This window comes from Candidatus Babeliales bacterium (assembly GCA_040879965.1).
Lineage (GTDB): Bacteria > Babelota > Babeliae > Babelales > JACPOV01 > JBBDJI01.
In genome coordinates this window covers 345,497-370,279 of sequence record JBBDJI010000013.1, presented here as the reverse complement: position 1 = coordinate 370,279, position 24,783 = coordinate 345,497, and the positions used below count along the sequence as shown (strand labels likewise).

Below are 24,783 nucleotides of genomic sequence, written 5' to 3'. Positions count from 1 at the left end.
TTTATTCACCAATATAAAATTGTCGTATTTGAATACCATTTATCCAGCCAAGACTTGCGAAGGTAATCCATAAATTACTAACACCATAACTCATTAATGGCAATGGGATACCGACAATTGGTAAAAGCCCAGTAACCATGCCAATGTTAATCAATGCTGATAATATAATATGAATCATTAAGCCACAAATTAGCAATTGTGCATAAAAATTAGTAACAATATATGCAATAAATATTAATCTAAAGCATAATAATCCATATAAAAGCAAAATAATAAATGCACCGGCAAATCCCCATTCTTCACACAATATTGCAAAAATAAAATCAGTTCTTCCTTCCGGCAAAAACATTAATCGGTTTTGTGTGCCTTGTGTTAATCCTTTGCCAAATAAACCTCCAGAGCCAATAGCAATTTTTGATTGTTCCAATTGATAGCGCTCCTTATTTGATTGACCAGCACCTAAAAATACCGTAATTCTATTTTTTTGATATGGTTTGAGTATATGCCAAAATAGCGGTGCAGTAAGGATAAAACATCCAAAAAATAATATAAAAAATCTGCTAGATAATCCAGCAAACCAAAGCAAAATTAATCCAGAAAATAAAATAATTAATCCGGTACCTAAATCGGGCTGTTTAATAATAAGTACTACCGTTATCATTAATATGCTGAATAATGGTAAAAAATCGTACCATTGTTGAGAATTATCATGGTTGGTATACAAATAATAAGTGATAAATCCAGGAAAAAAAAGTTTGGCCAGTTCAGATGGTTGAAATTTAAATAATAATACATTTATCCAACGTTGCGCACCCATGCCTATTGATCCTTTAATTAAAGTAAAAATTAAAAGACCACCTATGGCCCAAAACACAAAATAACCAAATCGCGAAAGAAGTCTGTAATCGATTGTGGTGAATAAAAGATAAATAAAAATACCTGAAATAATGCCAAGTGCTTGTTTTTTAAAAAAAATTGAATAGGGATAATGTTCAGTATAAGTAGCACTAAAAACAAAAATAAGTCCGCATACAGATAATGTTATGCTTAGGCAAAAACTTATCCAATCGAAATATCTAAAATAACGCTGGCTTGCAATAAACATAGTATTATTTTTTTTAGGTTTTATATTTCAATCAAACTATAGTCAAGATTTATGCAAAGAGCGAGAAAAATTACTGAAAATTTATGAATATAAAATGCAATTTTTGTAAAACATTGAAAAATTAGGTCAAATTTCACTAAACTAAATAAAAAGAATGCTGAAAAATATGAACTTAAAACGGAGAAACTTTTGAAATTCAAATATATTTTCTTCTTGATGTTTGTAATATTATGCATCGAACATAATCTTTTTGGGTATACGCAGACTGTTACAAATGGTTTAAAAAAAGATGTAACCGTTCGTATAAAATATACTTTTGGGCATAAAGTCCAGCATAGTGGTATAAAACCAGGAAAAACAGAGAAATTTACCACTAAAGGATGGTATGCCGGCGTTTGTATACGAACTATATTAGTGTTCGTTCCTGAAGTGAAAGATTTTAGAGTTGCTCGTTTTGCAAAATACGATAAAAAAAGGAAAAAATATTTTCGGCTTTATGGTGGTGATTTTATTACGTGTGCTGATCATAAATGGGAAATTAAAAAGGGCGCAATACATATACCAGGGGATGTGAGAAGTGGGATTCAATTATGGAAGCCCAATACGTATATAGCCGTATTAAAGTAATCCATAAGGCTTAAATTCCCTTGCATACATTCTCAGCTTCTTGAAGAACTTTATTTAATGCTTGCGGATTCAAATTGAGCTGCTTAAGTGCTTCTTTTTTACGATAAACGTCTTTACACAATACTAAGTTATTTTTTATCAATTCTTTTTTTTGGTGCATATTCAATGTGGTAAGGCAAGTGATAGGATACAATCCTGCCCTATCAATTCTTTGAGCTAAATTATTATCAGCCGGAAAAGACCAGCTTAACAAATCCAAATCCACGCATACACCATAAGTTATTGCTTCAGTAGTAAATTTTGTGTTTGTAACCAATCCTCCTTTGAGCGATTTTTCATTATTTTTTATATCTTGGTCCCACTTTTTCTTTACATCTTCAAAGCGTGCTTGTACATAAAGAACCACTTTAACATCAGTTTTTAATCCTTGTCGGTTATGGAATTTAGATTCAAATATCTGATGATGATTGTTTTTTTTGGCAATGATATCAATTTCATGCTCAACGCAAAAACCAGCCATAAAAAGATTAACGGTTACGGCAAATCCTTCATGCTTAAATAATTCGCCTACAAATTGTTCAAAAGGAAATCCGGTAGGCCCAAAATCATAAAGTCCTTTTTTTAAATTGTAGCGCGCGGCAATGCCACTTTTTTCTTTTTTTAATGCATTCAAAGCAAATCGATAAATTTCTTGTGTTGTTTTTAGATCAGGTCTTTGTTGTATTTGTTCGGCAAGCTTAATGATAGTGTTTTCTGATGCACCAACTTTACGCAAAGATCGGTTAAATTTTTCAATGCTGAATGGTTCCTTTTCTCCTGATGCTTTGATTATATCTTTCGTCATTATTTTTTATCGTTCAGACCGTTCAAAAAATGGGAGATTATTATCAGTAAAAGGATCTTTGAGTATTTTGGTTGTTGGATCCAAAGCTACTACACAATTGTCTTCAAAAAGTGGTACAAAATATTCAATATCAATAGCACGTTCTTGCATGCCATCATAGATTGTTTTGTAATAAATATAAAAAATTAAAGAGCCAAATTCCTGCATTTGCTGCATAACGGTACTCACTGAATCAACAACGGTCAATAATTTCTGTACATTTTCAATAAGTGTTGTTTGCGCAAGGCTTTGTGCTAAAGTAATTTTTTGTACTTCGGTTTTTGTAGAATCATCAAAAGGATAAGAATTATCAATTAATGCTTGATAAGTACCACCTGTCATCGCGATGCTTGACTGCGTAGGTTTAAATAAAGCTATAGATTTATTGAGTAGTTGATTAATCGATTTGTCTTCTTGTTTTGCAATATAATTAATTAAATGGCTTGCGTGTTGAGCGATAATATCAATCACAGTTAATAAGCGGTTATTTTCACTATTTTGGATAACATCATCCAGATCTAAATACGCTTGCCCAAGAATATGCTTTGCTTTAAGTAAATTACGGAATCGGTCTATTGATCGTTCAAACATTGAAAAGTGATCGACATTTTCAAGTAATTGATCATTATTATAACGGCATTGTAAACCCATATGCGCTATAAATTTTCCTTCTTCTTGCAATTGATGTTCAGTATTAATTAATGCGTAAGTTACACAAGTAAAATTGAGCAAAATCTGTAATTGTTCGGGTGATAAATTAGCTTCCCATACGACCGCGGCTGCTTCTTGTTGCATTGCGCGCAGTAAAGAAAGACGTGCTGTTGTTGTTTCATTACTTGTATCAATACTTAAAATATTTGTGCTTATGATTAAAATAAAGAGAATTAAAAAAGAACGATATTTATTCATAAATACTCCAATAAAATTATTTTCTTGCGTCAGTATGGCATTCTTAAAAGATCAAATCAAGGATTTGTACCGTTCAAATTAATTTTTAGCATGCCCAGCCTGTGTTACTTTATGTAGTTGATAACCAGCAATCAGATTCATAATTTTAGTTATATTATCACGTATTTGCATAATTTCTTGGTTTGATAAATTGTGTGGAATCTTTTTTGGCAAATTTTTTCTAAAAGTACGTAGAGAATTAATAAATTCTGGATCGTACGCATCAAATTCTGTTCTATGTAATTCAAGTTTATCTAAAATGGTATTACTATTTTTTAGATTTTTATTCAATTGATCAGTTTGTTTTTGTATGTAATTTTTGTGTTTTTCCATACTTATAATAGACGAAGAAAAAATTAAAAACATTATATTAATTAAGAATAATATGCGGATTTGCATATCGAAATCCTTTTTTTATAAGAAACAAGCTTTTTGAAAAGTATACTTTATTGGAAAATAAAAAGAGAAGAAAAATGGTCGGGGCGGCCAGACTCGAACTGACAACCCCTCGCTCCCAAAGCGAGTGCGCTACCAATTGCGCTACGCCCCGACTGATTTTTATCTGAATAGTATTAAGAGTGTAGCCGTTTTTTTATTGCGTTTCAAGCACAATGTTGAACAAATTTTGTGTGTTCAATAATATTGGATACATCACGGGTTTTATGGTAATTATGAGCTAAGGTTCTTCTGGCTCAATTTAATCTAGAATATGCTTATTCTTCTTTGTTATCGGCAAAACAAATGTGATAGGTAGAAGAATGAGTATCAGGAGTATGGATTGTTTGATTGCGAAAAACTATACCTTTTTTCTTGCTTGGGCTTAAAATTATCGAAATACCTAAATAAATAAGAAAAACTGCTATTAATGGCCGTATGATCGGTAAATCGATGCCGAAAATTGCTTTTATGATGATGGAACTACCCAGTAAAATTAAAAAGGCACCCCAAAAAAAACCTGAAAATAGAAAATTCATTGTCGTAAAACTCCGTAAAAATGGACTAAATTTACTATTTAGTATGGCTAAAAGAGGCTTTTTGGTCAAATTTACTCAGTTAGATAATTTCCGCTTTAACTTTCGGGCACCAACGTTCCGTTGGATTATTTTTTCCGCTCATAACGAGAACTCTCATACTTCAGGTTTTCAACCTTTGTTTTCAGATCTCGACTCGCTACCGGTCGTCATTCATCCAAGTTTTAAAAACATTGAGGTTTTCTGGCATAAGTAGAATAAAATAAATTAAAAAATTCATGTGAGCCCACGTGTGGCCTGATCCGAGGCCTTACTGGCCGCAGGATGAGTGGGCACGAATTTGGGCGAATAAGCGATCCAACAGTATGTTGGTGTATTTTTGTCCAGTTTTTTTGTACAAGCAAAAAACTGTGCTGCGCGCACAGCGCCGTGAGAATTAGCTTAAATGAAGATAAATTTGAATTTTTCCTGTAAATTATCTTATTATCTGAATTTATTTTCTGTAGCGGTTATTGTAAAAGAGCCGCAGACATGCCATCCAGGAGAGCTCTTCGAGCTAGTAAAAAAAAACTTATTTTTTATGGGGCCGGATAGGCCTACAACTATATACTCCGTTAAACAAGAGCCTATTTGCAAGCCTTTAACTTTAATAGTTTTTCTTTCTTTTCCTTTAAGTACAGCTTTTTTAGTAAATTTGAATATTCCTATGCCACCCTTCAAATGAACCTCTATTGGATAATCAGTTTTATTAATAATATGATAGTTATAGGCATCAAGGTTAATTGATAAATTTAACCCGATTAAACCAAATGCGATTAAAAATAACTTTTTTAAAAGTTTCATTTTTTTCCTAATGAAAATAGCTGCCCAAAATATGAGCAGCTGTTCTTTATTTAAGTTAATCAATGCTAATTTCAATACCTTGTTTGGTATTTGCATCTTTGTAATTTATGTAAACAGTTCGGCCAGAGCATTTATTTCCTCCAACACCCTTTTTTTGTCTGCCCAAGGATGAACGAACATCAAATGAATTGGTACAAATTCCACCCATGTTTATTGAGGCTTTACCAAAATCACCGCCTCTTGCAGCAGGTACATCTTTAGACTTATATCCACCCCATAATTTATTAGCACGGACATAAGCTTCGTGATTTGTAAAATTAATAATTGTATGCTCATAACCGAACATAATACTGGATGTTCCAAACATTGTTATCAATAATAATGATATTTTTTTCATTATTTCTCCCTTTTTCAGAAAATATGATTTGCGATTTTTCACACTTTTTCTTATTCTTACTACTAATTATAAGAGTAATTCAAATAGAAAATCAATGGATTGGGGTAGATTTAAGCAAAAAATAAAATGAGCGAAGATTTAAGAGTAGCTTCTTGCTTTTTTTATAATTTAATTTTCTTAAATATTGGTGGTAAATTCAGTTAGTGCTTTTTCTTGCAAAAACTTTACAAGTTTTTGTAAGAAAAAATATTGCTTTAGTTATGAGCACAACCCAAGAAGAGATAAGAAAAAACATAAAATTTTCTCATGCGCCCTATTGTTGGATTGTTAAGCAAACATTTGGCATTCTTCTTGGTTTCGAGGCTTAAAAAATTGTTGGTGTAAAACTTTTGAAACTAGCAATGCATAACTTCAAAATTGCCTGTTCAATAAGGCTTTTCAAAATGATTGGAATTTATGGATAAGCTCTTAGTTAAAAATTGTTGAACGTCCAACTTTGTATTTATTGCCATATTTATGAATATAGTAGGTACCCGCCTTGGAAGCTGATCTTCTTCGAGTTTTTTGATTAACAATTATTCGGCCAACACTACATAGCCCTCCAGTTTGTACATCGACCTTTTGGCCGGGGGTAAGATCTAATTTAGTAAGTCTACGCTCTTTGCAAAGGCCAAAAACTGGATCTCCTAGTTGCCAAACTTCGAAACGTACTGACTCTGGAGTACTATTTACGAAAGTATAATCTTTGCTAAAGATCCGCAATGAAATTGTGCTGAATAATACTAAAAAAAATATTTTAAATAACTTCATACTATTTTTCCTTTTTAAGAAAATATTATTTTCGATTTTTCGCGCTTTTTCTTACTACTAATTATAAGGAAAATTCAAATAGAAAATCAATAGATTGAAAGGGGGGTTGATTTTTTAAATATTAATATCTATTTGTCGAATTAATTTCAAATTCGAACCGCGCTTTATAATACGCCATTCAATATCTTCGTATTTCGAGAGACTTAGTACAGGTTTACGAGCCTCCATGCCTTCTGGTTCTTTCGCTTGTAATTCTTTAGTAGGAAAACGACTACTAACACTCCATTGTTGACCGGGAGCAAGATTTGTTTTTCTTTGCGGGCGGGGCCGAGAAGCTTTATATAGGAGTAACCCCATAAATAATAGTAACATCAATCTTTACATCTGTATCATTGTGGACAATTGTCGTATGTTTTCTTATTTTTTCTTTCTCTTCAATTGCAAAAATACTTCCGATTGTAAATGTTAAAATTATCATTAATAAGGTTAAAGTTAATTTTAACATTTTTTTCTCCCTTTTTTAATAGAAAATCAATGGATTAGGGGAGGTTTAAGCAATAAATAAAGCGAGAAGATTTATGTTGAGCTTCTCGCTTTTATTTATTCGAATTTCGTTAAATATCAAATTTAGTAGTAAATTCAGTTCGATAGCCACCATTTTCTGAATAAATATTAATATAAGGTTTACATTGATTATCTGGTTCTATTTCAATTAGAGCAGGCCCTAAAGTGGACCTTATAATAAGTGTTGCTGGACATAGCTCAGGGAAAAATTCAACTTGTTTAGTTTCATTAGAATTAATTCTCACTGTTTCTGATAATCTTTCTTTTTGAGCTTTTTCGATGACTTCACCATTTCTTATAGTTTTAGTTCGGACCTGTTTAGTCAGAAGTGCCGTGATATCTATTGGATTTTGGGTATAATTAGTGATATTTTGAGTGACTCCAAAAGCACTATCAATGTTAAAAAGTAACAGTACGGCAAAAGCCATTATTAATTTAGTTTTCATGAGATCTCCTTTTTTTTTCTTCTTTTTTAACTATAAGTACTGATCTATTATTATTTTGACATATATTCAAATAGAAAATCAACATTAGGGAAAGCTGGAAAAAAGGTTAAATCGGGGAAAAATAGTAAAAATGGGGTGAATGGTGGGACTCGAACCCACGGCCACCAGAGCCACAATCTGGTGCTCTACCAACTGAGCTACATTCACCATAGTAAGAAAAGTATACCCAAAGTATAAGAACTTTGGACTAAATTGCAAATTTATTCATTCATTTATTGAACTTATACATTATATTTATGATTAAGCAGTTGGGATTACCACTTGTGCCCTATTTTCTGGCAGTGGCACAATCAATTGGGCCTTATTTTCTGCCGTGGATATAGGTGTTTGCAGAAGGGGCGTGCTGAATGCATAATTTCCGCATGTGTTTTTGATTAATGCAACTAATTTGCTGGTTTCTATAGGCTTCCAAGTAAGTGGAATAGTAGTCAATCCATTATCGGTTTTGAACGTACATTCTGTGATTTGTTCCGAATATGGGTTACCTAAATCTACCAAAAGATAAGGCGCTAATCGTTTAGAATCTTGATTTTGGCCAAAATAGAGTTCAATATTAGCTTTTAATAACTCTTCAGGGTCTTTGCCATTGCAGGCAATTAACTGAGCATTAGATGGCGGTATGTTTTCATCTTGCGCATTTTCAGCCGTAGTTGCTACCACGAGAGCATTATCTTTTTCTTTTACTAAAAATCCGGGCCATTTAACTGTTGTTTCATCGTTTGTAATAAGCTGTAATTTTGGATCATGAAAACCGCTTAAATAATAGCGCAAGGCAAATTCATAGCCTTTAATTGAGGTTGCTTTTGTGCTTAAATCGATTGCTTTATGGCATCCAGTGCTTAACCAGTCTTTTAATGGGCTATTTTTATCAGTGTGCGCAATTTGAGGATATTTTTCTTTTATGATTTGATATACTTCTTTTAAATCATTTTGAGTGATTTTTGGCCATTGATTTTGCGGTTTGAATGAAAAAAATCCTTGCAAAAAACAGAGGGTGGCCATTAATCCGAGAAAAAGTGGATTCATAAGTAAGCCTCCTTTATTATTTCTAGTGCCCGATATTGGTAAAAATCGTTTTTTCTGCTATATTATTCTAAATATTCAAATTATAATAAAAGTGTAATTAAAATTAATCATATTTGCAATCGGATAGCTATGAATAGAGAGAATTCTCCAAAAAATACTAAAAAGTCGACCGAATGGATCAAAATCATCGGTGCTCGTGAGCATAACCTGAAAAACGTTGATTTAGAAATTCCTAAAAATAAATTGACGGTAATTACGGGTCCCTCCGGTTCAGGGAAAAGCTCTTTAGCGCTTGATGTACTCTATACTGAAGGTAAGCGACGTTATATGGAATCTTTATCATCATATGCGCGTCAATTTCTTGGCATTGCTAAAAAGCCAGATTTTGACCGTATTGAAGGGCTTTGCCCGGCGATTGCGATTGAGCAAAAAACGGTAGGTCATAATCCTCGTTCCACGGTAGGTACCATTACTGAAATTTATGATTATTTGCGGGTACTTTATGCACGAATAGGTAAGCCGCATTGTCCTGATTGTGGCCTAATAATCCAACAACAATCACCCGAAAATATTGCAAGTCTTATTTTGACTCAATTTAAAGAAAACATGATTACTATTGCGGCGCCAATCGTTAATCAAAAAAAAGGCGAATTTAAGCAACAATTATTGCAGTTGTATCAAAATGGATTTTATCGATTTATTATTGATGGCACTTCATATCGTTTTACAAGTGAAGATGAAATTAAATCATTAAAGTTAGCAAAAACCTATAAGCATTCTATTGATTTGCTGATTGATAAATTAGAAATTACTAATGATGAACGTTCTCGCGTGCAAGAAGCCATAGAAAAATCTTTTCAACTTGCTGAAGGGCTATGCAAGATTATGGTTGGGACTGATGAGCATTTATATTCGTCGCATCGCATGTGTTTGCATTGTTCGACTGCATTTCCTGAATTAGAACCACGATTTTTCTCTTTTAATTCGCCCATCGGCGCTTGTAAAGAATGTAATGGATTAGGTGTTATTCATATATGGCCATGGAAAGAAGGCGATAAAGAAAATTGGAAATCAAACTATCCTGATTTTTTTGGTTCTCATGCACAAGAGAAAACATGTCGCAGTTGTTTTGGCAAGCGTTTACATAAGCATGCTTTAGCAGTCACGATACAAAATAAGCATATTGTTGATGTATGTGATTTTTCAATTAAAGAGGCTTTAGCTTTTTTCAAAGAACTTTCATTGCCGGAGACTGATCAGGCAATTGCAGAAAATTTAATTAAAGAAATAACCAGTCGTTTCCAATTTTTATACGATGTTGGTCTTTCATACCTTACGCTTAATCGTTCAGCCCGAACATTATCAGGCGGTGAAGGGCAGCGTATTCGCTTAGCAACGCAAATTGGTTCTGCATTAAGTGGCGTATTATATATTCTTGATGAACCAAGCATTGGTTTGCATCAACGTGATAATGATCGCTTAATTCAAACATTAAAAACATTGCGTGATCAAGGTAATACCGTTGTTGTAGTAGAGCATGATACCGATACCATGTTAGAAGCTGATTATATTGTAGATATGGGCCCTGCTGCTGGAACACTTGGTGGCCATGTAACTGCAGTCGGTAATCCAAAACAATTAGCAGAAAATACCGCATCATTAACTGGTGCCTATTTAGCAGGACGTCGTGGTATTGCAATACCTAAAAAACGACGTACATTAAAACATTTCCTAACACTTTCGCATGCGCAAAAAAATAATTTAAAAAACTTAGAAGTTAAAGTCCCACTTGAAGTATTGTGTTGCATATCAGGTGTATCCGGTTCTGGCAAAAGCACTTTAGTTCTTGATGAAATTGTACCCGCGGTACAACAAGCATTTGCTGGTTTTGCGCGTAAAGCTCGTACTATTAATGATACTGATGAATTAAAAGGCCTAGAGCATGTTGATTCATTAGTGGTTATTGATCAATCTCCAATTGGCCGTACGCCGCGTTCAAATCCCGCAACGTATTTAGGTATTTTTGATGAAATTAGAAAATTATTTACGCGGTTACCAGAAAGCCAAGCACGCGGATATAAACCAGGGCGATTTAGTTTTAATGTAGCTGAGGGGCGTTGTTTTGAATGCCGCGGTGATGGAACTATTACCGTTTCAATGCAATTTTTAGCTGATGTAGTTATGACTTGCAAAATATGCAAAGGAAAACGATATAATATTGAAACATTAACTATTCGTTATAGAGATAAAAATATTGCTGAAGTGCTTGATATGACGGCGCTTGAAGCAGTTGAATTTTTTGCTGCACATAAAAATATTGCAAAACGATTACAATTGCTTTGTGATGTGGGGCTTGATTATGTAAAACTAGGTCAGTCTTCTATTACGTTATCAGGTGGTGAAGCGCAGCGTATCAAGTTAGTTGACGAACTTGCAAAACGAGGCAATAAAACTTTGTATATTTTAGATGAACCGACGACTGGATTACATAACAGTGATATCGAAAAATTATTGCTTGTTTTAAATCGATTGATTGATAAAGGCAATTCAATGATAGTCATTGAACATAATATTGATGTGCTCAAAACAGCCGATTATATTATCGACATGGGCCCAGAAGGTGGTGATGCAGGAGGCCAAGTTGTCGCGCAAGGCACACCTGAACAAGTAGCAAAAAATACCCAAAGTCATACTGGAAAATATTTAAAAAGAATGCTTGCATCCAAATAAAATTTGTTAAATAGAAATTAAAAACAACAAGCACCAATAAAATACTTTCAAATTGATTAGTATTTTGACAATTAACTTAAGTTCTGATAATTTTAGCCTATAATTAACATAAGACTTTAATGTGGAGGTTTAATATGAATAAGTCTATAAAATCAATATTATTAGGTATACTTTTTGTTTCTTTTGCCGGCGCAAATATGCAGGCAGGAATTACTGATTGGTTTAAAAAACCAGTTAAAAGTGTTACAAATGCTACGCAATCTGCATGGAATGCAGAAGTTAGTAAAACAGCGCGTCGATTTGCTTCGATTAACGCACGTGGATTAGGCCATGTGCTTACTTTTATTGGCTGGATTAATCTAGCAGGGTATTTTTGTAATAATCATTGGTTTGAACAATTTTGTGAATTGAATGATACAACGGTAATTCGCGCTCTTGGAAAACCTTTTGCTTTTGCTTTAGCTGCTTATTGCTTAAGTACTGCAATAAGAGTGGATAAAAAGCCTGAAAAGTTATAGAAACTAACACTGCAACAACAATAGAAACGGTATCAGAATAAAAAAATTAGATTAATAATTAAACAAGAAGAGTTAGGTTCCTAGCTCCTTTTCCTTTTTTAATTATTAACTTACTTATGGGGGTTTAATTATGAATAATTCTGTAAAATCAATATTATTAGGTATGCTTCTTATTTCTTTTGCCGGTGCAAATGTGCAAGCAGGAATTACTGATTGGTTTAAAAAACCAGTTAAAAGTGTTACAAATGCTACGCAATCTGTATGGAATACAGAAGTTAGTAAAACGGCACGTAGATTTGTTTCTAGTAATACTTATATGGCAGCTCAGATATTTTCTATTTTTGGCTGGATGAATTTAGGACTTTACGCCTTATGGTATCCCGAATTTAAACAAGTTTGTGGATTGAGTGATAAAACTATGATTCAATCTATTGGAAAAACTTTTGCTTTTGCTTTAGCTGCTTATTGTTTAAGTAAAACATTGGAAGTGGATAAAAAGAAAAGTGTAGAAACCAAAACTGAAACTGAATCTCAACCTGAGATTGGCAACGAAACTGAAGAAAATAAATAATTTTTGTCCTGTTAATTATTAACTTACTTATGGAGATTTAATTATGAATATGTCTATAAAATTAATGTTATTAAGCATGCTTTTTATTTCTTTTGCCGGTGCAAATGTGCAGGCCGGAATTACTGATTGGTTTCCATCAATCAAAACTGTTAAAAATGGTGTTCAACAAGCTGCATGGCATTTAAAAAATGACAAAACGGTGCGCAAATATATATCTGATAGTGCGTTTTATGTGGGTCTTGTGATGGTTGGTGTACCTTATGCAGCTGCGCTGCAAGGTGATTTAAAAAAAATTACGGATAAACTTGATTTTCATCCAAGTAAAAAATTTTTAGCGGGATATAGTTTGACTGCAGTAACTTTAGCGGCTTTATCATGTTTTTTAGCAGAAGATAGGCCAAAAAATAATTGAAAAAGCTCAATAAAAATAATTAAAATTAACAAATTTTGGCCCGATTTACTTTTTGCAACTGAGAGATAAGATAAAAAATATCGGTTAAATAAAACAGCTTACTTGGGGGTCTTAATGAAAAAATTAAAAATAGTTATTTTAATTTTCAGTATAGCGTTATTTCAGGCGGCTTGCGCTACTTGGAGTGATTGTTTTAATATTAAAAAACCAACGCAATCAATAATGCAAAATCCTGAAATAAAAACGGCGTTTGTTGCTTCAATAATGAGTTCTTTGATGACTGCAGTGCTTATCAAAAGTATTGAAAATGAACCAAATAATTTTATGCATTCTAATTATCAAAAAATAAAAAGAATATTAAAAAAATTCTGGGATTTAAAAACGGTAAAAACAGCACGCCAATTTTCTTCGAATACTGTTTATACGTTCGGGTTTCTTTTTCATGTTCTTTCTTGGAGAACTTTTGCAGATTATTTTTTTGACTGGGGAGAGGTAAGGCAAGCGAGTCACAAATTAAATATTTCTGAAGAAAAAATAGTTTTGAAAGGTTTTGTTTATGCGCTTATGTGTTATTGTGCAAGCAAAGCGTTAGAAGTTGAAGAAGAAAATGAAAAGAAAGAATACAATGCATAAATGTTTTCACTTGATATTTAGCATCTTTTTGATATCGCAAATATATTCGCTTAATGCAGTTCCAAAACAATCACCGGAAATAATAAGTAATTTTATAAAAGATTTGCGATACAATACCGCATTAACGGCAAAAATAGGTTATGGAATTTGTGCTTTAAGTTCTTCTTTTTTAACGAGCATATTAGTTATCGATAAATTATCCACGAGCAATACTTTTTCAGGAGTTCTTCCAGCCGATGCGTTATCAATAAAACAAATGATTGGCTTGTTGGCAGCAGGTGCTTGTACGCTCTATGGGTTGGAAAAATTTATTCGACCCAAGGGTTGATATTCATATATTATTGCAGAAAAACATGTGTTACAAAATGAAAAATAATTATTTAAATTGTTTTTGATAGAGCTTTACGCTGTCTTTGACTATATTAAGTGCATCTTCTCGATTCATGATATCTTGAATAATAACGGTTTTACCTTCAGGCTTTTTATAATTTTCAAAAAAGTTCTGAATGGTATTTAATGTTTCTGGATTGATATCCGATAATTCTTTTTTCCCTTTCATAAAGGGATCATTGCTTGCAACGGCGATAATTTTGTCGTCTTGCTGGCCGCCATCAAGCATTTTTATTGCGCCAAGTACGGTAGCTTCTACAATACTCAGTGGTAATAATGCTTCAGAACATAAAATTAAAATATCTAAAGGGTCATTATCGGGGCAATAAGTTTGGGGAATAAACCCATAATGAAAAGGATAGCTCAAGTTTGAAGCTAGGATACGATCTAATCTCAAAAACCCGGTTAATTTATCAAGTTCATATTTAGCTTTTGATCCTTGTTGAATTTCGATAATACTTTGCACTTTATTCGGCGCTTCAGGGCCAATTGGCAGTGAATGCCAAGGATGAAAAAAGCGGTCATGAGAATTATTTTGCATTTTTTTCCTAAAAACTAAGGGAATTTGATATTTTTAGAATAACATTGATATAGCTGAAAATAAAGTATTTTTCGTATGATCTTTAAACGGTAATTCTCACGGCGCTGTGCGCGCATCACCAATTTTTTTGTTTGTACAAAAAAACTGGACAAAAATACACCAACATGCTGTTGGATCGCTTATTCGCCCAAATTCGTGCCCACTCATCCTGCGGCCAGTAAGGCCTCGGATCGGGCCATACGTAGGCTCACATGATTTTTTAATTTATTTTATTTTACTTATATCAAGAAAGCCCAATGTTTTTAAAACTTGGATAAATGACGACCGGTAGCGAGTCGAGATCCGAAGACGAAGGTTGAAAACCTGAAGTATGAGAGTTCTCGTTATGAGCGGAAAAATAATCCAACGGAAAGTTGGTGCCCTTGTGTTAAGGGTATTGGGCACGCAATACCCTTATGCCTTGGCCGGCATGAGGCCAAATGTGCTCAAAGTATAAGTTAAAATAGGAATACTATAAGATTTTATCTAAAATTATAAATAGGTAGAAAAATGTTTGTTTTAATTATATAGTAGTTACCTTAAAATATTTATAAAATAGTTAAATAAGACATTGGGCTTTTATGAAAGTGGTTATTCAGCGAGTACAATCAGCTTGCGTGGTTGTCGATCAAAAAGAAGTAAGTTCGATCAAACAAGGATTAATGGTTTTAGTTGGCATCGGTATAAACGATACGCCAGATGATGCGCGATATATTGCCGATAAATTAATAAAATTACGTATTTTTGCTGATGATCAAGGCAAAATAAATAAAAGCGTGAGCGATATTGATGGTGAAATTTTACTGGTATCTCAATTTACTTTGTATGCAGACACTAGTAAAGGCAATAGGCCTTCATTTATTTATGCGATGGCGCCTGATTTAGCGGAACCATTCTTTAGTGCATTCGTGCAAACAGTTAAAGAACGCTATGAAAAAGTAAAAACAGGCATTTTTGGTGCTGATATGAAAGTACATTTAATTAATGATGGCCCGACTACTATTATCTTAGAAACTAAAAAATAAATTACAGTCAGGAATTATATTCCATTCGTACGTTTTTCCGAGTTGTTCAGTTGCTATTTTCGCTTTATACTAAGTAATTATAGTAATTTTTATTAGGGGAATATCAGTGAAAATTAGTCAATTTATTTCTTTAACTCTTTTCAGCTTTATGTTTAATGCCTTTTTGTATAGTGATGAAACTATCGTTCGCATTGAACAGTCTAAAATCGATTCCTATAAACAACAGATAGCACAAGAATTAAGAAATAATTCAATTATAAAAACAGGGATGGTTGCTGCAGGATTGTTGAGTATTGGTTATTATGGCTATAAAATTTTTTTTGAGGCGCCAAAAATAGTAGAAAATTTATCTCCTGTTTTGTCTAGCAAGATTAATATGGATGATCAATATTCATTTGTAATAAAACAGGCAGAAATTATTCAAGCGCAACAAAAAAGTTTACAAGATAGAGATAAAGCTTTTGAAGTAATACGCGAACGCTTAGCAGACTATGGAGAAGATGTCGGACTTCCAATGAAACGTAGCGGTTATTTAAAAGGATGGGGACGATTCTTGGGTAATCAATGTTTATTAATTGCGGTTTCACAAATAGTAACGAGCGCTATGAACCCATTTGGTAAATATTTTAAAATTTTTGATACAACGGTTGACCGATTTATGGCTAAATTTTTCCATAATCGAGATTTGAATTGGTTTTTAACTAATAAAGTAAATATAAACGATTTATCAAATGAGCTTGAAAATTATGCTACGCAAATGAGCAAAACAAATGAAACTATTAACAATATCAATAATCCAGCGCTGGTAAACGGAGAAAAAAAGGAATATAATCGTGTTTTGTTTATCTCAACTTGGGAGTTATATATTCAGCAGCTCTCCGCGACACTTGGGTTTATGTATTATAAAGTTGAATTAATAAAGAAAACATCTCCGGTAAATGCCATACGCTTGCAAAAAATGGCCGAAAAATTAATACAAGAGATTAATAATTCAGCAACTTGGTTGGATAATATAATTAATAGCTTTTCTCAAATAGCAAACCCTACATTTCCAGCGCATATAAAAGAATTGCAGACTAATGTGCAACAATCATTACAAGAATTTATATTTGCTGAAGCACTTATTAATTACTAATTTTATAGTTGTTTGATTAAGATATATATACAAAAAAATTTTTCTAAATATTCATGATCTTTAAACGGTAATTCTTCCGGCGCTATGCGCGCAGCACCAATCTTTTTGCTTGTACAAAAAACTGGACAAAAATACACCAACATGTTGGATTGCTCATTCGCCCAAATTCGTGCTCACTCCTCCTTGCAGCTAAAGCCTCGGATCTGGTCACATGAATTTTTTTAATTTATTTTATTTTAATCCGGTAGCGAGTCGAGATCTGAAGACGAAGGTTGAAAACCTGAAGTATGAGACTTCTCGTTATGAGCGAGAAAATAATCCAACGGGACGTTGGTGCCCTTGTGTTAAGGGTATTGGGCAAGCAATACCCTTATGTCTTGGCCGGTATGAGGCCAAATACTTGAAAGTTAAACTATAAACATGTTATAAAAACGATATGTTCTATGCTACAATCTCCATTGCTTCTGTTGAGGGCGTAGTCATTGCATAACCATATTTTTCCACAAGCACATCTTGAATTGATTGTTTTATGAGTTCTTGTTGTTCATGCAATGCAAATTCTGCAAAGCCACATAATAATTTTGCTTCTTCTGGTTTATAACTAAAGTTGAATGTATTGCAATAATCCCCTTCAATGCAATATTCAGGGTCAAATTCCATTGAATAATTTATATTTTTTATGCGTGGAAAATAAATAACCATTGGTACCTGCGGATCTTCAGTATCTTTAAAAATACTTACTGGTTGCTTATCAACTATTTCATAATTAATAGGTGGAAATTTAAGGCCATTTCTCTGCGCATATCGTTCTGCTCGTCTTAATTCCGGTGCATTTTCAATATCTGCTGAAGCATCATACACAATTAGAATGTCCATATTGCGTGCCGGTCTGAGTAATGGCGGAAAAGGTAAATTAAAATCAATACCGGCATCAACCAGTGGAATTGTTTTTTCATCACAAATAGGGCTTTGCTCGCATAGATAAGTAAAATTAGAAAGCATTGAAGGAAATAATCTCATTTCACCTAAAAAAGAATCTAAAATAAGACGAAGGCATTTTTTTAAAGCACCGGCAAGTATTCCTGGTAATTGATGACCATAATAAGAAAGATTAGTAGCACTCATGCGAACAATATCCTTCAAGTTTACTTCAAAAGCTGAACCAAAAATACCCAAAAAATAACCTAATGTTTGTTCTGGTGCATAATCATGTGAGGAACCACCGGAGAAGCTTCTGCCATAGGCCCATGTTGGCACATATGATTTTAAATATGAACTTCCCACTTCAAATGGCGTAAACTCCATCCATTCATATGGATCGCGATGTGTTTGTATCGCGGTATAAATTGGTAACGGTGCAGAACCATTTAAAATATGTGCGTGAGATTCTGTCATGCGTATAAGCATAGGCTTATCAATCAAATCTCTGAGTAAGGTATTTACAATAACGTTGCCATAAATATCCATAGTAGATATAAATTGACCACATAGTAATTTTGTAACAAAAATTTCTAATAATTCACTCAGTTCATAAGGGGTATCTATATGATCTATACCATAGGATAATTTGTTGGTAAGTTCTTTGGTAAATTGTAGAAGTGGTTTTTTAGAAGCAATCCAAGGAGCAAGAGCCCATGTTGAACCAGAAAGGCCAGTACAGTATAAAGTATTATCAAGAAGTCCTATCGTTTGCGCGCCACATAAAAAGCCAAGTGTGGTAATCATAGCGCGAAAACCACCACCACTAAAAATTAGGCCAATTCGTGGTATTTTATTTTCATCTAAAGAAATATTAAATTCTTTTTCTAAATTTTCTTTCACAAATTTTAAACGTTGCTTAATGAATTCCTTCTCTATATCAGAAATATCATCATTTTCAGAAAATCGTACTATAGCTTGTTCTTCAGCATGCGGATGTTTGCCGATAAATTTAAAATATACGGCTTGCGGAATGCTCGTTATATTTTCTTTAACATCATATAATGTTTCTTGAATTGCATTGTAAAAATTAACTAAAAATTGAGGCCATTTTTTGGTATGATAATTTTGAAACTCGGCTGGAATATCCTCTGAAGCATAAGTAGTTGCAACAATATTAAGAAAAATTAAAAAAATTATTTTTTTCACGACCCCCTCCTTTTTTATATGCTTGATGTTAATAATTTGTTCAAGGAGGGGGCAAGATTGTTGATTGGCTTATGCCTTTTTCTTGAAGATATAGAGCATCCATGATATGTTTTTGAACATATCTCTAAACATTAAAGTATAAGTTTAATTATGAGTGGAATATATAATCCAACAACTCCTTTGATGAAACAATATGCAGATATAAGGCAGCAATATCCTGATGCATTATTATTATTTCAGGTTGGTGATTTTTATGAGCTTTTTTTTGAAGATGCAAAAAAAGCGGCGGCTTTTTTGGGTATTACTTTAACCGCTCGTGGAAAAAATAATGGTGAACCTATTCCATTGTGTGGCGTACCTGTTCATGCGCTTGAATTTTATTTAGCTAAATTAGTACGAGGTGGTTTTCATGTTGCGATTTGTGATCAACTTGAAGAAGCAAAACCGGGAACAGTCGTCAAACGCGGTGTTACACAAGTATTAACACCTGGTACTTTAACCGATGGAAAATTGCTTGATGCAAAATCAGCATCATATCTACTTTCTTGGTATCCACATGCAGATTATTGGGGCTTAGTTTTTGGTGAATTATTAACCGCACAATTATTTGCAACGGTTTTGCCTGCTGAAGCAATGCGATTACTTGAAACTGAATTATCGCGTTTTTTGCCTGATGAAGTTATTATGCCGCCTGTGCAACAAGTTACTAAATTTAGGCAACAATTTTCACAGCTTGGTTATGCTGTTTCGCTCAATGAATACGATGAATTAGACAGTGCTGCCCAATCTTGGATGACTAATCAATTTCCTATGCAAGCGTATACCTCGGTTCAAAAATTTCCAGCAATGGAAAATGCTTTAGTGAATTTTTTTTGGTATTTAAAGCGAAATCAATCAACATCATTAATGCAATTTAAGGATATTCAATTATATCAGGCGGAAGATTTTCTAATATTAGATGCGGCAACGCAGCGCAATTTAGAATTAATTAAAAATAATCAAGATGGCGGAAGAAAAAATACTTTATTTGCGCTGTTGGATGAAGCAGCAACCCCAATGGGTTCACGTACCATAAAAAAATGGTTAGTACGGCCATTACTTAATAAAGAGCATATCATAAAACGACAAAATATTGTGCAGCAGTTTATTGAAAATCCTCACTTAACACAACAAATACGAGAATTATTAATGCAAATTGGTGATCTTGAGCGGGTAGTCGGTAGAATTGCATTAATGCGGGCACAAGCAAGTGATTATATTTCATTAACAAAAGTACTTACCACTATTCCTACATTATGCGAATTGTTAAATGCTTTTAATGCGATTCCCTCATTAAAAAAGCAATATGAAGGGCTTGATGTTTTAAAAAAATTATTAACATCTGCTTTGAACGATGATACCAGTAATGAGTGGATTATTAATAAAGGATTTGATCAGCAATTAGATTATTGTCGAGAATTAGTTGAGAATAGCCATCAAATTTTATTGGATTTAGAAAAAAAAGAACAGAAACGTACAGGCATAAATTCATTAAAAATTCGGTATAACCAAATATATGGTTATTACATTGAAGTAACAAAAGTAAATTTAGCTTTAGTACCAGATGATTATATAAGAAATCAAACATTAGTCGGCAAAGAACGGTTTACTACCATTGAGTTAAAACAATGTGAACAAGAAATGATGGCTGCACGCTTACAAGTAGACAAGCTGGAGCAAGAAGTTTTTGAACACATTAAAAAAGAAGTGAGTAATTATATTTCACAACTTCGCAACATTGCACAAACACTTGCCTATCTAGACGGATTGCTTGGCTTTGCTCAAGTAGCATATAATCGTAATTACATTCGTCCTGCTTTCAATGATAAAAATGAGATAAAGATTTTAAATGGTAAGCATCCAGTTATTGAGCAAAAATTAGGTAATCGTTTTATTCCGAATGATATACAAATTACTGATCAAGAAAGATTACTTATTATTACTGGACCAAATATGGGTGGAAAATCAACCTATTTAAGACAAGTGGCGTTATTGTGTTTAATGGCTCAGTGTGGTGCTTTTGTGCCGGCAGAAAGTGTGAATGTTCCTATATTAGATCGTATTTTTACGCGAATTGGTGCTGGTGATAATGTAGCAGATGGTAAAAGTACTTTTTTAGTGGAAATGGAAGAAACTGCTGGCATTTGCTCATATGCAACCAAAAATAGTCTTGTTATTTTAGATGAAGTAGGAAGAGGTACCAGTACTTTTGATGGGTTAGCAATTGCACAAGCAGTAGTGGAATATCTTTATAAAGTAGTAAAAGCACGGTGTCTTTTTGCTACGCATTATCATGAATTAACAAAATTAGATGAGCAATATCAAGGCATAATTTCATATCATGCGGCAAGCAAAAAAACGAATTCTGGTATTTTATTATTATATAAAATTTTAAAAGGGGCCGCCGATGGTAGTTTTGGGATTGAAGTTGCCAGGTTAGCACAGTTGCCGGCTGCAGTTATTGAACGAGCTGATATGCTACTTCATAATTTTACTGTACATAAAACAGAAAATAATCAATCTTCTATTTTTGATATAAACAATACCGATATCAATCAAGAGAATCAAAATCTAAAAGAGAGAATTACTGAACTTGAAGCAAAACTTAATGCGAAAGGTGATTCCTTAAACATACTCCATTCACTTGATTTAAATGATATATCTCCTAAAAAAGCATTAGATCTACTTTGGCTTATAAAAGAAAAGCAATGATTAGGCGGTTTCTTTTTTCTGTCTGCATACTTTTTTGTTTTTGAATTGTTATTATCAGTTGTATCGGCTTTGGCCAAAACTTCTGATAATCGCTCTGGTTCGATTAAAAAATCGACGAATAATTTGTTTCCACCTCTCTTTTTCATGTTCATAGGGTAGAAAATATCTTCCTTTATCATGTTGTACATTACATGCAGTTTGTTTAATGATTTGAAATATTTCAGAAAATTCTGATTTAGTTAATTCTTTAGTGGGTTTATCACAAGCAGTTCTAGGATTAGTATTTTCTAATTGAGTGATATTTCTAATCAAAATTTCAATATCAGTTTTATCAAGTGGGTGCCCATAAAATAATTGTTTTTTATATACTTGTTGCTTAATACGTGCATTTAATTCAATTTCATTAAGTTTTTGTAAAACGAATGCTTCTGCTTGATGTAAAGCATTTTGCTCATTTTCAGCTTTATTAATTCGTTCTTCAGTATGTTGTGCGACAAGTGCTGCAAATGATAGACAATTGAATGCAAGTATAGTTGCTATATGTTTAATTTTCATTTAATACGTCTCCCCCTTATTACTCCAAGCGATAAATTTATAATAGCAAAAAATAATATTGTCAATCAATATTAAATATTTCTTTTTTATATATAAATAAAAAATTTATTAATCTAGTACAAATTTTGTATAATCTATTATTTTTTTACTAAAAATGGATAGGCGCGATACATGCGATTAATAGTTGCAATTTTTTGTGGGATTGAAAACTCAAGTGAATCGAGTTCTGATAGATCACGAATAAATCGTGCTTGATCACCAACTGGAATGCAATCGATATTATTTAAGATTTTATATTCATGATAATGAATAAGACCTAATGCAGTATAATCTATAGACATTGACGAGTTGTTATACTTATTTAAAATACTTTCAATTGATATCAATTCTTTTTGTATGTAATCAAATGGATTTTTTTTAAATAAATTATAAGCTTTTTTTATCGTATAGCATCCACCGAGTATCGTGAGTACGGCAGGTATAGCAACTAGAATTTGTTGATTGAGCGAATTTGCTTTAAGTATATCTTGCCCAAGTAATAAAGCAGATTTTCCAGTGATAATACCATCATCTATTTTCAAAAGAGCGAGCCAAATGGCATCTTTATTACCGATATATGGTAATCTTGTGCTTCCAATTAATACATTCCACAATGCATTTGGTGAGGTCTCTAACCATTTTTTTCTAATCAATTCTGGTAAAGTTTTTTGTTGAATTGCTTCTTCTGCAATTTTTTTAATTTCTTGTTCAGCAAGATTAGTATGCTTTTTATAAAAATTAATAATTCCTTCTCTTTTCATTTCTTCTAAATTTTTTATTTCTTCGGTAGTAATTAGTTCTTTAGTTTCATATTTACCATAAAAAATATCGATTATATTTTGTATTGGTTGATATGCATAATTATGATAAAAATTTTTGCCAGAAGTATGGGTGTCATGTACCCATTTATTTACTTTATCATGATTTTTATACCAGTAAGCCAAAGAACTAAGTGCGGAAAGCGCTCCAATAGAATATTCGAGCCAATGCCGAGAAAAATGAGAGGGTTTTTTATGTATTGCAATGCGACCGTTCATAGTATTTTTAAAATGAGCTAATTTTTTTTTATTTTTCATCAATAGTATATTGAGTTCTTGTTCAAGATTTTCTTTTATAATCGGTTGCGTATTTGGATCAGAATAATCCAGACATTTATTGATAATATGCGCTAACCGATAAAGTTCTTGATGGGCAAAATTAGCGGAAGCAGATTTTTTTTGTTGTTTAATTTCATGCAAATAGCCAATATACCGGCTAATATTTTCAATTTCTTGTTGTAAAACTTTGACGTGGTCTTTAATTTCTATCGTTTGCGATTGAGATTTAAACCATTTTAAAGGGCCGTTACTGATAAAACGCCGAATTGGACGCAATTGTAATTGTTCCCAGTATTCTAAATGATCATGTAATGCAGTGAGTATTTCAAGAAGTGTATATTCCAATGTGTTTAATTGATTCATACATATTTCATAGGAAAGAGTAAAATTACTTTGCTTTGAAGGTGTTTCATGCTGATTGCTATTGGTTATATGAAAATTATTAATGAACAACGTAAGAAATAAACAAAGAATCCAGTTCATAATAAAAGTCCTTTATACAAAATTTAAAAGATTATAGTGAGTATAGCAGAATATTAAAAATAGGTTAAAGTTAGCTTCTTCTGTCATTTTGAGCATTTCTATTTGAAAACATAGGTTTGATGGCAGAAAAATTATAAAATAGAGGCTAGCTAGACAGAAAAGAGTAATTTATTTATAATTATAGTAAAACATGAAAAAGTTCAGCTAAAAGGTAAGATTCAATGGAAAATAAAGCAGAAATGACACCCAACGGTATTACATTTGATAGATATGCGATTATACAGACAGGTGGCAAGCAATATCAAGCGATAGAAGGTAAAACAATTGCTATCGAGAAAATTGAAGGCGAAGTAGGGCAAGAAATTGAATTTCCAGAAGTATTGCTCCGCAAAGAAGGGCCGGAAAATATTGAGATTGGTCAACCATTCATTAATAAGCCAGTTAAAGCTTCTATTGTTAAACAAACAAAAGGGCCTAAAGTCGTTATTTTCAAATTCAAACGACGCAAAAAATCTCGTGTAAAAAAGGGACATCGTCAATCGCTGACTGTCATACGTATTGAGCAAATTTAAGCATAGATAAATGGAGGTTTGTCTCATAGATGGGGACTTATTTTTCTGTGCCAAGGAGGATGATATGTTGAAAAAACTACCAATTTTAGTTTTACCTTTTCTTTTTTGTATTCAATTTTTTAGAGCAGATGATAATAAGTCAATTTGCCCTTATGAGTTAAAAGTTGGGCAAAATTATTTTCCAACAGCAGGATCAAAATCCTGGGAAATTAAAGAAATTATAGGATTAAAAGAAAATTATCCACAAATCACTTTTTCTTGTTCTCAAACTATAATTCCATTATTTTTAAAAAAAGAGAAAAATTTTATTCTAAAGCATAACCATATTGACCAATCTTGTAATTCAGAACTTACCTCAGAATCACCTTCCATTAAACGCTTAACGTCTTTAGGGAAACTCAGCGTTTTTGGTTTAATAGCCGTTTCATTTTATGGTTTGTTCAAATGGTTTGGTAGAGCTTAAGTAATTACTTTTTTTGGTCTAC

The 24,783-nt window shown here is 32.7% G+C and carries 29 protein-coding genes and 2 tRNA genes; 12 read left to right on the top strand and 19 right to left on the bottom strand.

All coding sequences use genetic code 11. The annotated features are described in order from the left end of the window. Position 1: 1 nt before the first annotated feature. Positions 2 to 1,105, bottom strand: coding sequence for an FtsW/RodA/SpoVE family cell cycle protein (locus tag WDZ41_05495; protein ID MEX0940787.1), 1,104 nt, complete (start codon positions 1,103 to 1,105; stop codon positions 2 to 4). 216 nt (positions 1,106 to 1,321) lie between these two features. Here WDZ41_05495 and WDZ41_05490 point away from each other — a divergent pair, with 216 nt between their 5' ends. Beyond that, positions 1,322 to 1,732: a hypothetical protein gene (locus WDZ41_05490; GenBank protein MEX0940786.1), complete on the top strand. Its 411-nt coding sequence runs from the start codon at positions 1,322 to 1,324 to the stop codon at positions 1,730 to 1,732. 10 nt (positions 1,733 to 1,742) lie between these two features. Here WDZ41_05490 and WDZ41_05485 read toward each other — a convergent pair whose 3' ends face one another. The 13 genes from WDZ41_05485 to WDZ41_05425 form a co-directional block, all read right to left on the bottom strand. Further along, positions 1,743 to 2,576, bottom strand: a complete 834-nt coding sequence (locus tag WDZ41_05485; protein MEX0940785.1) for a hypothetical protein — start codon at positions 2,574 to 2,576, stop codon at positions 1,743 to 1,745. Positions 2,577 to 2,582: 6 nt separating this feature from the next. Beyond that, positions 2,583 to 3,524 carry a hypothetical protein gene (locus WDZ41_05480; GenBank protein ID MEX0940784.1) on the bottom strand — a complete coding sequence of 314 codons (942 nt, stop codon included), beginning with the start codon at positions 3,522 to 3,524 and terminating at the stop codon, positions 2,583 to 2,585. 78 nt (positions 3,525 to 3,602) lie between these two features. Then, positions 3,603 to 3,962: a hypothetical protein gene (locus WDZ41_05475; GenBank protein ID MEX0940783.1), complete on the bottom strand. Its 360-nt coding sequence runs from the start codon at positions 3,960 to 3,962 to the stop codon at positions 3,603 to 3,605. Positions 3,963 to 4,037: 75 nt separating this feature from the next. Continuing rightward, positions 4,038 to 4,113: transfer RNA gene (locus tag WDZ41_05470), tRNA-Pro, on the bottom strand. A gap of 163 nt (positions 4,114 to 4,276) precedes the next feature. Next, on the bottom strand, positions 4,277 to 4,537 hold the full coding sequence (locus WDZ41_05465) for a hypothetical protein (GenBank protein MEX0940782.1): 261 nt from the start codon (positions 4,535 to 4,537) through the stop codon (positions 4,277 to 4,279). Between the two features lie 480 nt (positions 4,538 to 5,017). Further along, positions 5,018 to 5,377, bottom strand: coding sequence for a hypothetical protein (locus WDZ41_05460; protein MEX0940781.1), 360 nt, complete (start codon positions 5,375 to 5,377; stop codon positions 5,018 to 5,020). A gap of 55 nt (positions 5,378 to 5,432) precedes the next feature. Then, entirely contained in the window at positions 5,433 to 5,774 is a 342-nt protein-coding gene (locus WDZ41_05455; GenBank protein ID MEX0940780.1) for a hypothetical protein, read from the bottom strand. Positions 5,775 to 6,242: 468 nt separating this feature from the next. Further along, complete coding sequence (locus tag WDZ41_05450) at positions 6,243 to 6,584, bottom strand: hypothetical protein (GenBank protein MEX0940779.1); 342 nt, start codon at positions 6,582 to 6,584, stop codon at positions 6,243 to 6,245. A gap of 114 nt (positions 6,585 to 6,698) precedes the next feature. Further along, positions 6,699 to 6,941 carry a hypothetical protein gene (locus WDZ41_05445; GenBank protein MEX0940778.1) on the bottom strand — a complete coding sequence of 81 codons (243 nt, stop codon included), beginning with the start codon at positions 6,939 to 6,941 and terminating at the stop codon, positions 6,699 to 6,701. Then, complete coding sequence (locus tag WDZ41_05440; protein MEX0940777.1) at positions 6,922 to 7,089, bottom strand: hypothetical protein; 168 nt, start codon at positions 7,087 to 7,089, stop codon at positions 6,922 to 6,924. The genes WDZ41_05445 and WDZ41_05440 overlap by 20 nt, the downstream gene beginning before the upstream one ends. A 109-nt stretch (positions 7,090 to 7,198) precedes the next feature. Further along, entirely contained in the window at positions 7,199 to 7,594 is a 396-nt protein-coding gene (locus WDZ41_05435; GenBank protein MEX0940776.1) for a hypothetical protein, read from the bottom strand. Between the two features lie 131 nt (positions 7,595 to 7,725). Further along, positions 7,726 to 7,801 (bottom strand) — tRNA-His (locus tag WDZ41_05430). 93 nt (positions 7,802 to 7,894) lie between these two features. Next, entirely contained in the window at positions 7,895 to 8,680 is a 786-nt protein-coding gene (locus WDZ41_05425; GenBank protein ID MEX0940775.1) for a hypothetical protein, read from the bottom strand. 129 nt (positions 8,681 to 8,809) lie between these two features. On the opposite strand from WDZ41_05425, the gene uvrA reads away from it, so the two are divergent. The 6 genes from uvrA (at position 8,810) to WDZ41_05395 (ending at position 13,872) form a co-directional block, all read left to right on the top strand. Continuing rightward, positions 8,810 to 11,410: an excinuclease ABC subunit UvrA gene (uvrA, locus tag WDZ41_05420; GenBank protein ID MEX0940774.1), complete on the top strand. Its 2,601-nt coding sequence runs from the start codon at positions 8,810 to 8,812 to the stop codon at positions 11,408 to 11,410. Positions 11,411 to 11,544: 134 nt separating this feature from the next. Beyond that, positions 11,545 to 11,928, top strand: coding sequence for a hypothetical protein (locus tag WDZ41_05415; GenBank protein MEX0940773.1), 384 nt, complete (start codon positions 11,545 to 11,547; stop codon positions 11,926 to 11,928). Positions 11,929 to 12,058: 130 nt separating this feature from the next. After that, a complete protein-coding gene (locus WDZ41_05410; protein ID MEX0940772.1) occupies positions 12,059 to 12,499 on the top strand; it encodes a hypothetical protein in 441 nt (146 codons plus the stop codon). 43 nt (positions 12,500 to 12,542) lie between these two features. Further along, positions 12,543 to 12,911: a hypothetical protein gene (locus WDZ41_05405; GenBank protein ID MEX0940771.1), complete on the top strand. Its 369-nt coding sequence runs from the start codon at positions 12,543 to 12,545 to the stop codon at positions 12,909 to 12,911. Positions 12,912 to 13,025: 114 nt separating this feature from the next. Then, a complete protein-coding gene (locus WDZ41_05400; GenBank protein ID MEX0940770.1) occupies positions 13,026 to 13,544 on the top strand; it encodes a hypothetical protein in 519 nt (172 codons plus the stop codon). Beyond that, on the top strand, positions 13,537 to 13,872 hold the full coding sequence (locus tag WDZ41_05395; protein MEX0940769.1) for a hypothetical protein: 336 nt from the start codon (positions 13,537 to 13,539) through the stop codon (positions 13,870 to 13,872). Before WDZ41_05400 ends, WDZ41_05395 begins: the two co-directional genes overlap by 8 nt. A 48-nt stretch (positions 13,873 to 13,920) precedes the next feature. Here WDZ41_05395 and WDZ41_05390 read toward each other — a convergent pair whose 3' ends face one another. Further along, positions 13,921 to 14,475: an inorganic diphosphatase gene (locus WDZ41_05390; protein MEX0940768.1), complete on the bottom strand. Its 555-nt coding sequence runs from the start codon at positions 14,473 to 14,475 to the stop codon at positions 13,921 to 13,923. Positions 14,476 to 15,095: 620 nt separating this feature from the next. Here WDZ41_05390 and dtd point away from each other — a divergent pair. Continuing rightward, complete coding sequence (gene dtd / locus WDZ41_05385; GenBank protein ID MEX0940767.1) at positions 15,096 to 15,539, top strand: D-aminoacyl-tRNA deacylase; 444 nt, start codon at positions 15,096 to 15,098, stop codon at positions 15,537 to 15,539. A gap of 106 nt (positions 15,540 to 15,645) precedes the next feature. Continuing rightward, positions 15,646 to 16,674, top strand: a complete 1,029-nt coding sequence (locus tag WDZ41_05380; protein ID MEX0940766.1) for a hypothetical protein — start codon at positions 15,646 to 15,648, stop codon at positions 16,672 to 16,674. Positions 16,675 to 16,676: 2 nt separating this feature from the next. On the opposite strand, the gene WDZ41_05375 is transcribed toward WDZ41_05380, so the two are convergent. Further along, a complete protein-coding gene (locus tag WDZ41_05375; GenBank protein ID MEX0940765.1) occupies positions 16,677 to 16,817 on the bottom strand; it encodes a hypothetical protein in 141 nt (46 codons plus the stop codon). A gap of 298 nt (positions 16,818 to 17,115) precedes the next feature. Next, positions 17,116 to 18,801, bottom strand: coding sequence for a hypothetical protein (locus tag WDZ41_05370; GenBank protein ID MEX0940764.1), 1,686 nt, complete (start codon positions 18,799 to 18,801; stop codon positions 17,116 to 17,118). Positions 18,802 to 18,951: 150 nt separating this feature from the next. Here WDZ41_05370 and mutS point away from each other — a divergent pair, with 150 nt between their 5' ends. After that, positions 18,952 to 21,552: a DNA mismatch repair protein MutS gene (mutS, locus tag WDZ41_05365; GenBank protein ID MEX0940763.1), complete on the top strand. Its 2,601-nt coding sequence runs from the start codon at positions 18,952 to 18,954 to the stop codon at positions 21,550 to 21,552. Positions 21,553 to 21,606: 54 nt separating this feature from the next. Here the strand turns inward: mutS and WDZ41_05360 are convergent, their stop codons facing one another. Both WDZ41_05360 and WDZ41_05355 read right to left on the bottom strand, forming a co-directional pair. Continuing rightward, on the bottom strand, positions 21,607 to 22,107 hold the full coding sequence (locus WDZ41_05360; protein MEX0940762.1) for a hypothetical protein: 501 nt from the start codon (positions 22,105 to 22,107) through the stop codon (positions 21,607 to 21,609). A gap of 137 nt (positions 22,108 to 22,244) precedes the next feature. After that, the gene (locus WDZ41_05355; GenBank protein ID MEX0940761.1) at positions 22,245 to 23,726 is read right to left on the bottom strand and encodes a hypothetical protein; all 1,482 of its coding nucleotides are present in this window, start codon (positions 23,724 to 23,726) and stop codon (positions 22,245 to 22,247) included. Positions 23,727 to 23,947: 221 nt separating this feature from the next. On the opposite strand from WDZ41_05355, the gene rplU reads away from it, so the two are divergent. Both rplU and WDZ41_05345 read left to right on the top strand, forming a co-directional pair. Continuing rightward, positions 23,948 to 24,298, top strand: coding sequence for a 50S ribosomal protein L21 (rplU, locus tag WDZ41_05350; GenBank protein ID MEX0940760.1), 351 nt, complete (start codon positions 23,948 to 23,950; stop codon positions 24,296 to 24,298). 64 nt (positions 24,299 to 24,362) lie between these two features. Next, on the top strand, positions 24,363 to 24,761 hold the full coding sequence (locus WDZ41_05345) for a hypothetical protein (protein MEX0940759.1): 399 nt from the start codon (positions 24,363 to 24,365) through the stop codon (positions 24,759 to 24,761). Positions 24,762 to 24,783: the final 22 nt, after the last annotated feature.

What these genes read in the sequence shown, in the direction of transcription:
- WDZ41_05495 (MEX0940787.1), bottom strand. Translation starts at nt 1,105, where the DNA reads ATGTTTATTGCAAGCCAGCGTTATTTTAGATATTTCGATTGGATAAGT.
- WDZ41_05490 (MEX0940786.1), top strand. Translation starts at nt 1,322, where the DNA reads ATGTTTGTAATATTATGCATCGAACATAATCTTTTTGGGTATACGCAG.
- WDZ41_05485 (MEX0940785.1), bottom strand. Translation starts at nt 2,576, where the DNA reads ATGACGAAAGATATAATCAAAGCATCAGGAGAAAAGGAACCATTCAGC.
- WDZ41_05480 (MEX0940784.1), bottom strand. Translation starts at nt 3,524, where the DNA reads ATGAATAAATATCGTTCTTTTTTAATTCTCTTTATTTTAATCATAAGC.
- WDZ41_05475 (MEX0940783.1), bottom strand. Translation starts at nt 3,962, where the DNA reads ATGCAAATCCGCATATTATTCTTAATTAATATAATGTTTTTAATTTTT.
- WDZ41_05465 (MEX0940782.1), bottom strand. Translation starts at nt 4,537, where the DNA reads ATGAATTTTCTATTTTCAGGTTTTTTTTGGGGTGCCTTTTTAATTTTA.
- WDZ41_05460 (MEX0940781.1), bottom strand. Translation starts at nt 5,377, where the DNA reads ATGAAACTTTTAAAAAAGTTATTTTTAATCGCATTTGGTTTAATCGGG.
- WDZ41_05455 (MEX0940780.1), bottom strand. Translation starts at nt 5,774, where the DNA reads ATGAAAAAAATATCATTATTATTGATAACAATGTTTGGAACATCCAGT.
- WDZ41_05450 (MEX0940779.1), bottom strand. Translation starts at nt 6,584, where the DNA reads ATGAAGTTATTTAAAATATTTTTTTTAGTATTATTCAGCACAATTTCA.
- WDZ41_05445 (MEX0940778.1), bottom strand. Translation starts at nt 6,941, where the DNA reads ATGGGGTTACTCCTATATAAAGCTTCTCGGCCCCGCCCGCAAAGAAAA.
- WDZ41_05440 (MEX0940777.1), bottom strand. Translation starts at nt 7,089, where the DNA reads ATGTTAAAATTAACTTTAACCTTATTAATGATAATTTTAACATTTACA.
- WDZ41_05435 (MEX0940776.1), bottom strand. Translation starts at nt 7,594, where the DNA reads ATGAAAACTAAATTAATAATGGCTTTTGCCGTACTGTTACTTTTTAAC.
- WDZ41_05425 (MEX0940775.1), bottom strand. Translation starts at nt 8,680, where the DNA reads ATGAATCCACTTTTTCTCGGATTAATGGCCACCCTCTGTTTTTTGCAA.
- uvrA (MEX0940774.1), top strand. Translation starts at nt 8,810, where the DNA reads ATGAATAGAGAGAATTCTCCAAAAAATACTAAAAAGTCGACCGAATGG.
- WDZ41_05415 (MEX0940773.1), top strand. Translation starts at nt 11,545, where the DNA reads ATGAATAAGTCTATAAAATCAATATTATTAGGTATACTTTTTGTTTCT.
- WDZ41_05410 (MEX0940772.1), top strand. Translation starts at nt 12,059, where the DNA reads ATGAATAATTCTGTAAAATCAATATTATTAGGTATGCTTCTTATTTCT.
- WDZ41_05405 (MEX0940771.1), top strand. Translation starts at nt 12,543, where the DNA reads ATGAATATGTCTATAAAATTAATGTTATTAAGCATGCTTTTTATTTCT.
- WDZ41_05400 (MEX0940770.1), top strand. Translation starts at nt 13,026, where the DNA reads ATGAAAAAATTAAAAATAGTTATTTTAATTTTCAGTATAGCGTTATTT.
- WDZ41_05395 (MEX0940769.1), top strand. Translation starts at nt 13,537, where the DNA reads ATGCATAAATGTTTTCACTTGATATTTAGCATCTTTTTGATATCGCAA.
- WDZ41_05390 (MEX0940768.1), bottom strand. Translation starts at nt 14,475, where the DNA reads ATGCAAAATAATTCTCATGACCGCTTTTTTCATCCTTGGCATTCACTG.
- dtd (MEX0940767.1), top strand. Translation starts at nt 15,096, where the DNA reads ATGAAAGTGGTTATTCAGCGAGTACAATCAGCTTGCGTGGTTGTCGAT.
- WDZ41_05375 (MEX0940765.1), bottom strand. Translation starts at nt 16,817, where the DNA reads ATGTTGGTGTATTTTTGTCCAGTTTTTTGTACAAGCAAAAAGATTGGT.
- mutS (MEX0940763.1), top strand. Translation starts at nt 18,952, where the DNA reads ATGAGTGGAATATATAATCCAACAACTCCTTTGATGAAACAATATGCA.
- WDZ41_05360 (MEX0940762.1), bottom strand. Translation starts at nt 22,107, where the DNA reads ATGAAAATTAAACATATAGCAACTATACTTGCATTCAATTGTCTATCA.
- WDZ41_05355 (MEX0940761.1), bottom strand. Translation starts at nt 23,726, where the DNA reads ATGAACTGGATTCTTTGTTTATTTCTTACGTTGTTCATTAATAATTTT.
- rplU (MEX0940760.1), top strand. Translation starts at nt 23,948, where the DNA reads ATGGAAAATAAAGCAGAAATGACACCCAACGGTATTACATTTGATAGA.
- WDZ41_05345 (MEX0940759.1), top strand. Translation starts at nt 24,363, where the DNA reads ATGTTGAAAAAACTACCAATTTTAGTTTTACCTTTTCTTTTTTGTATT.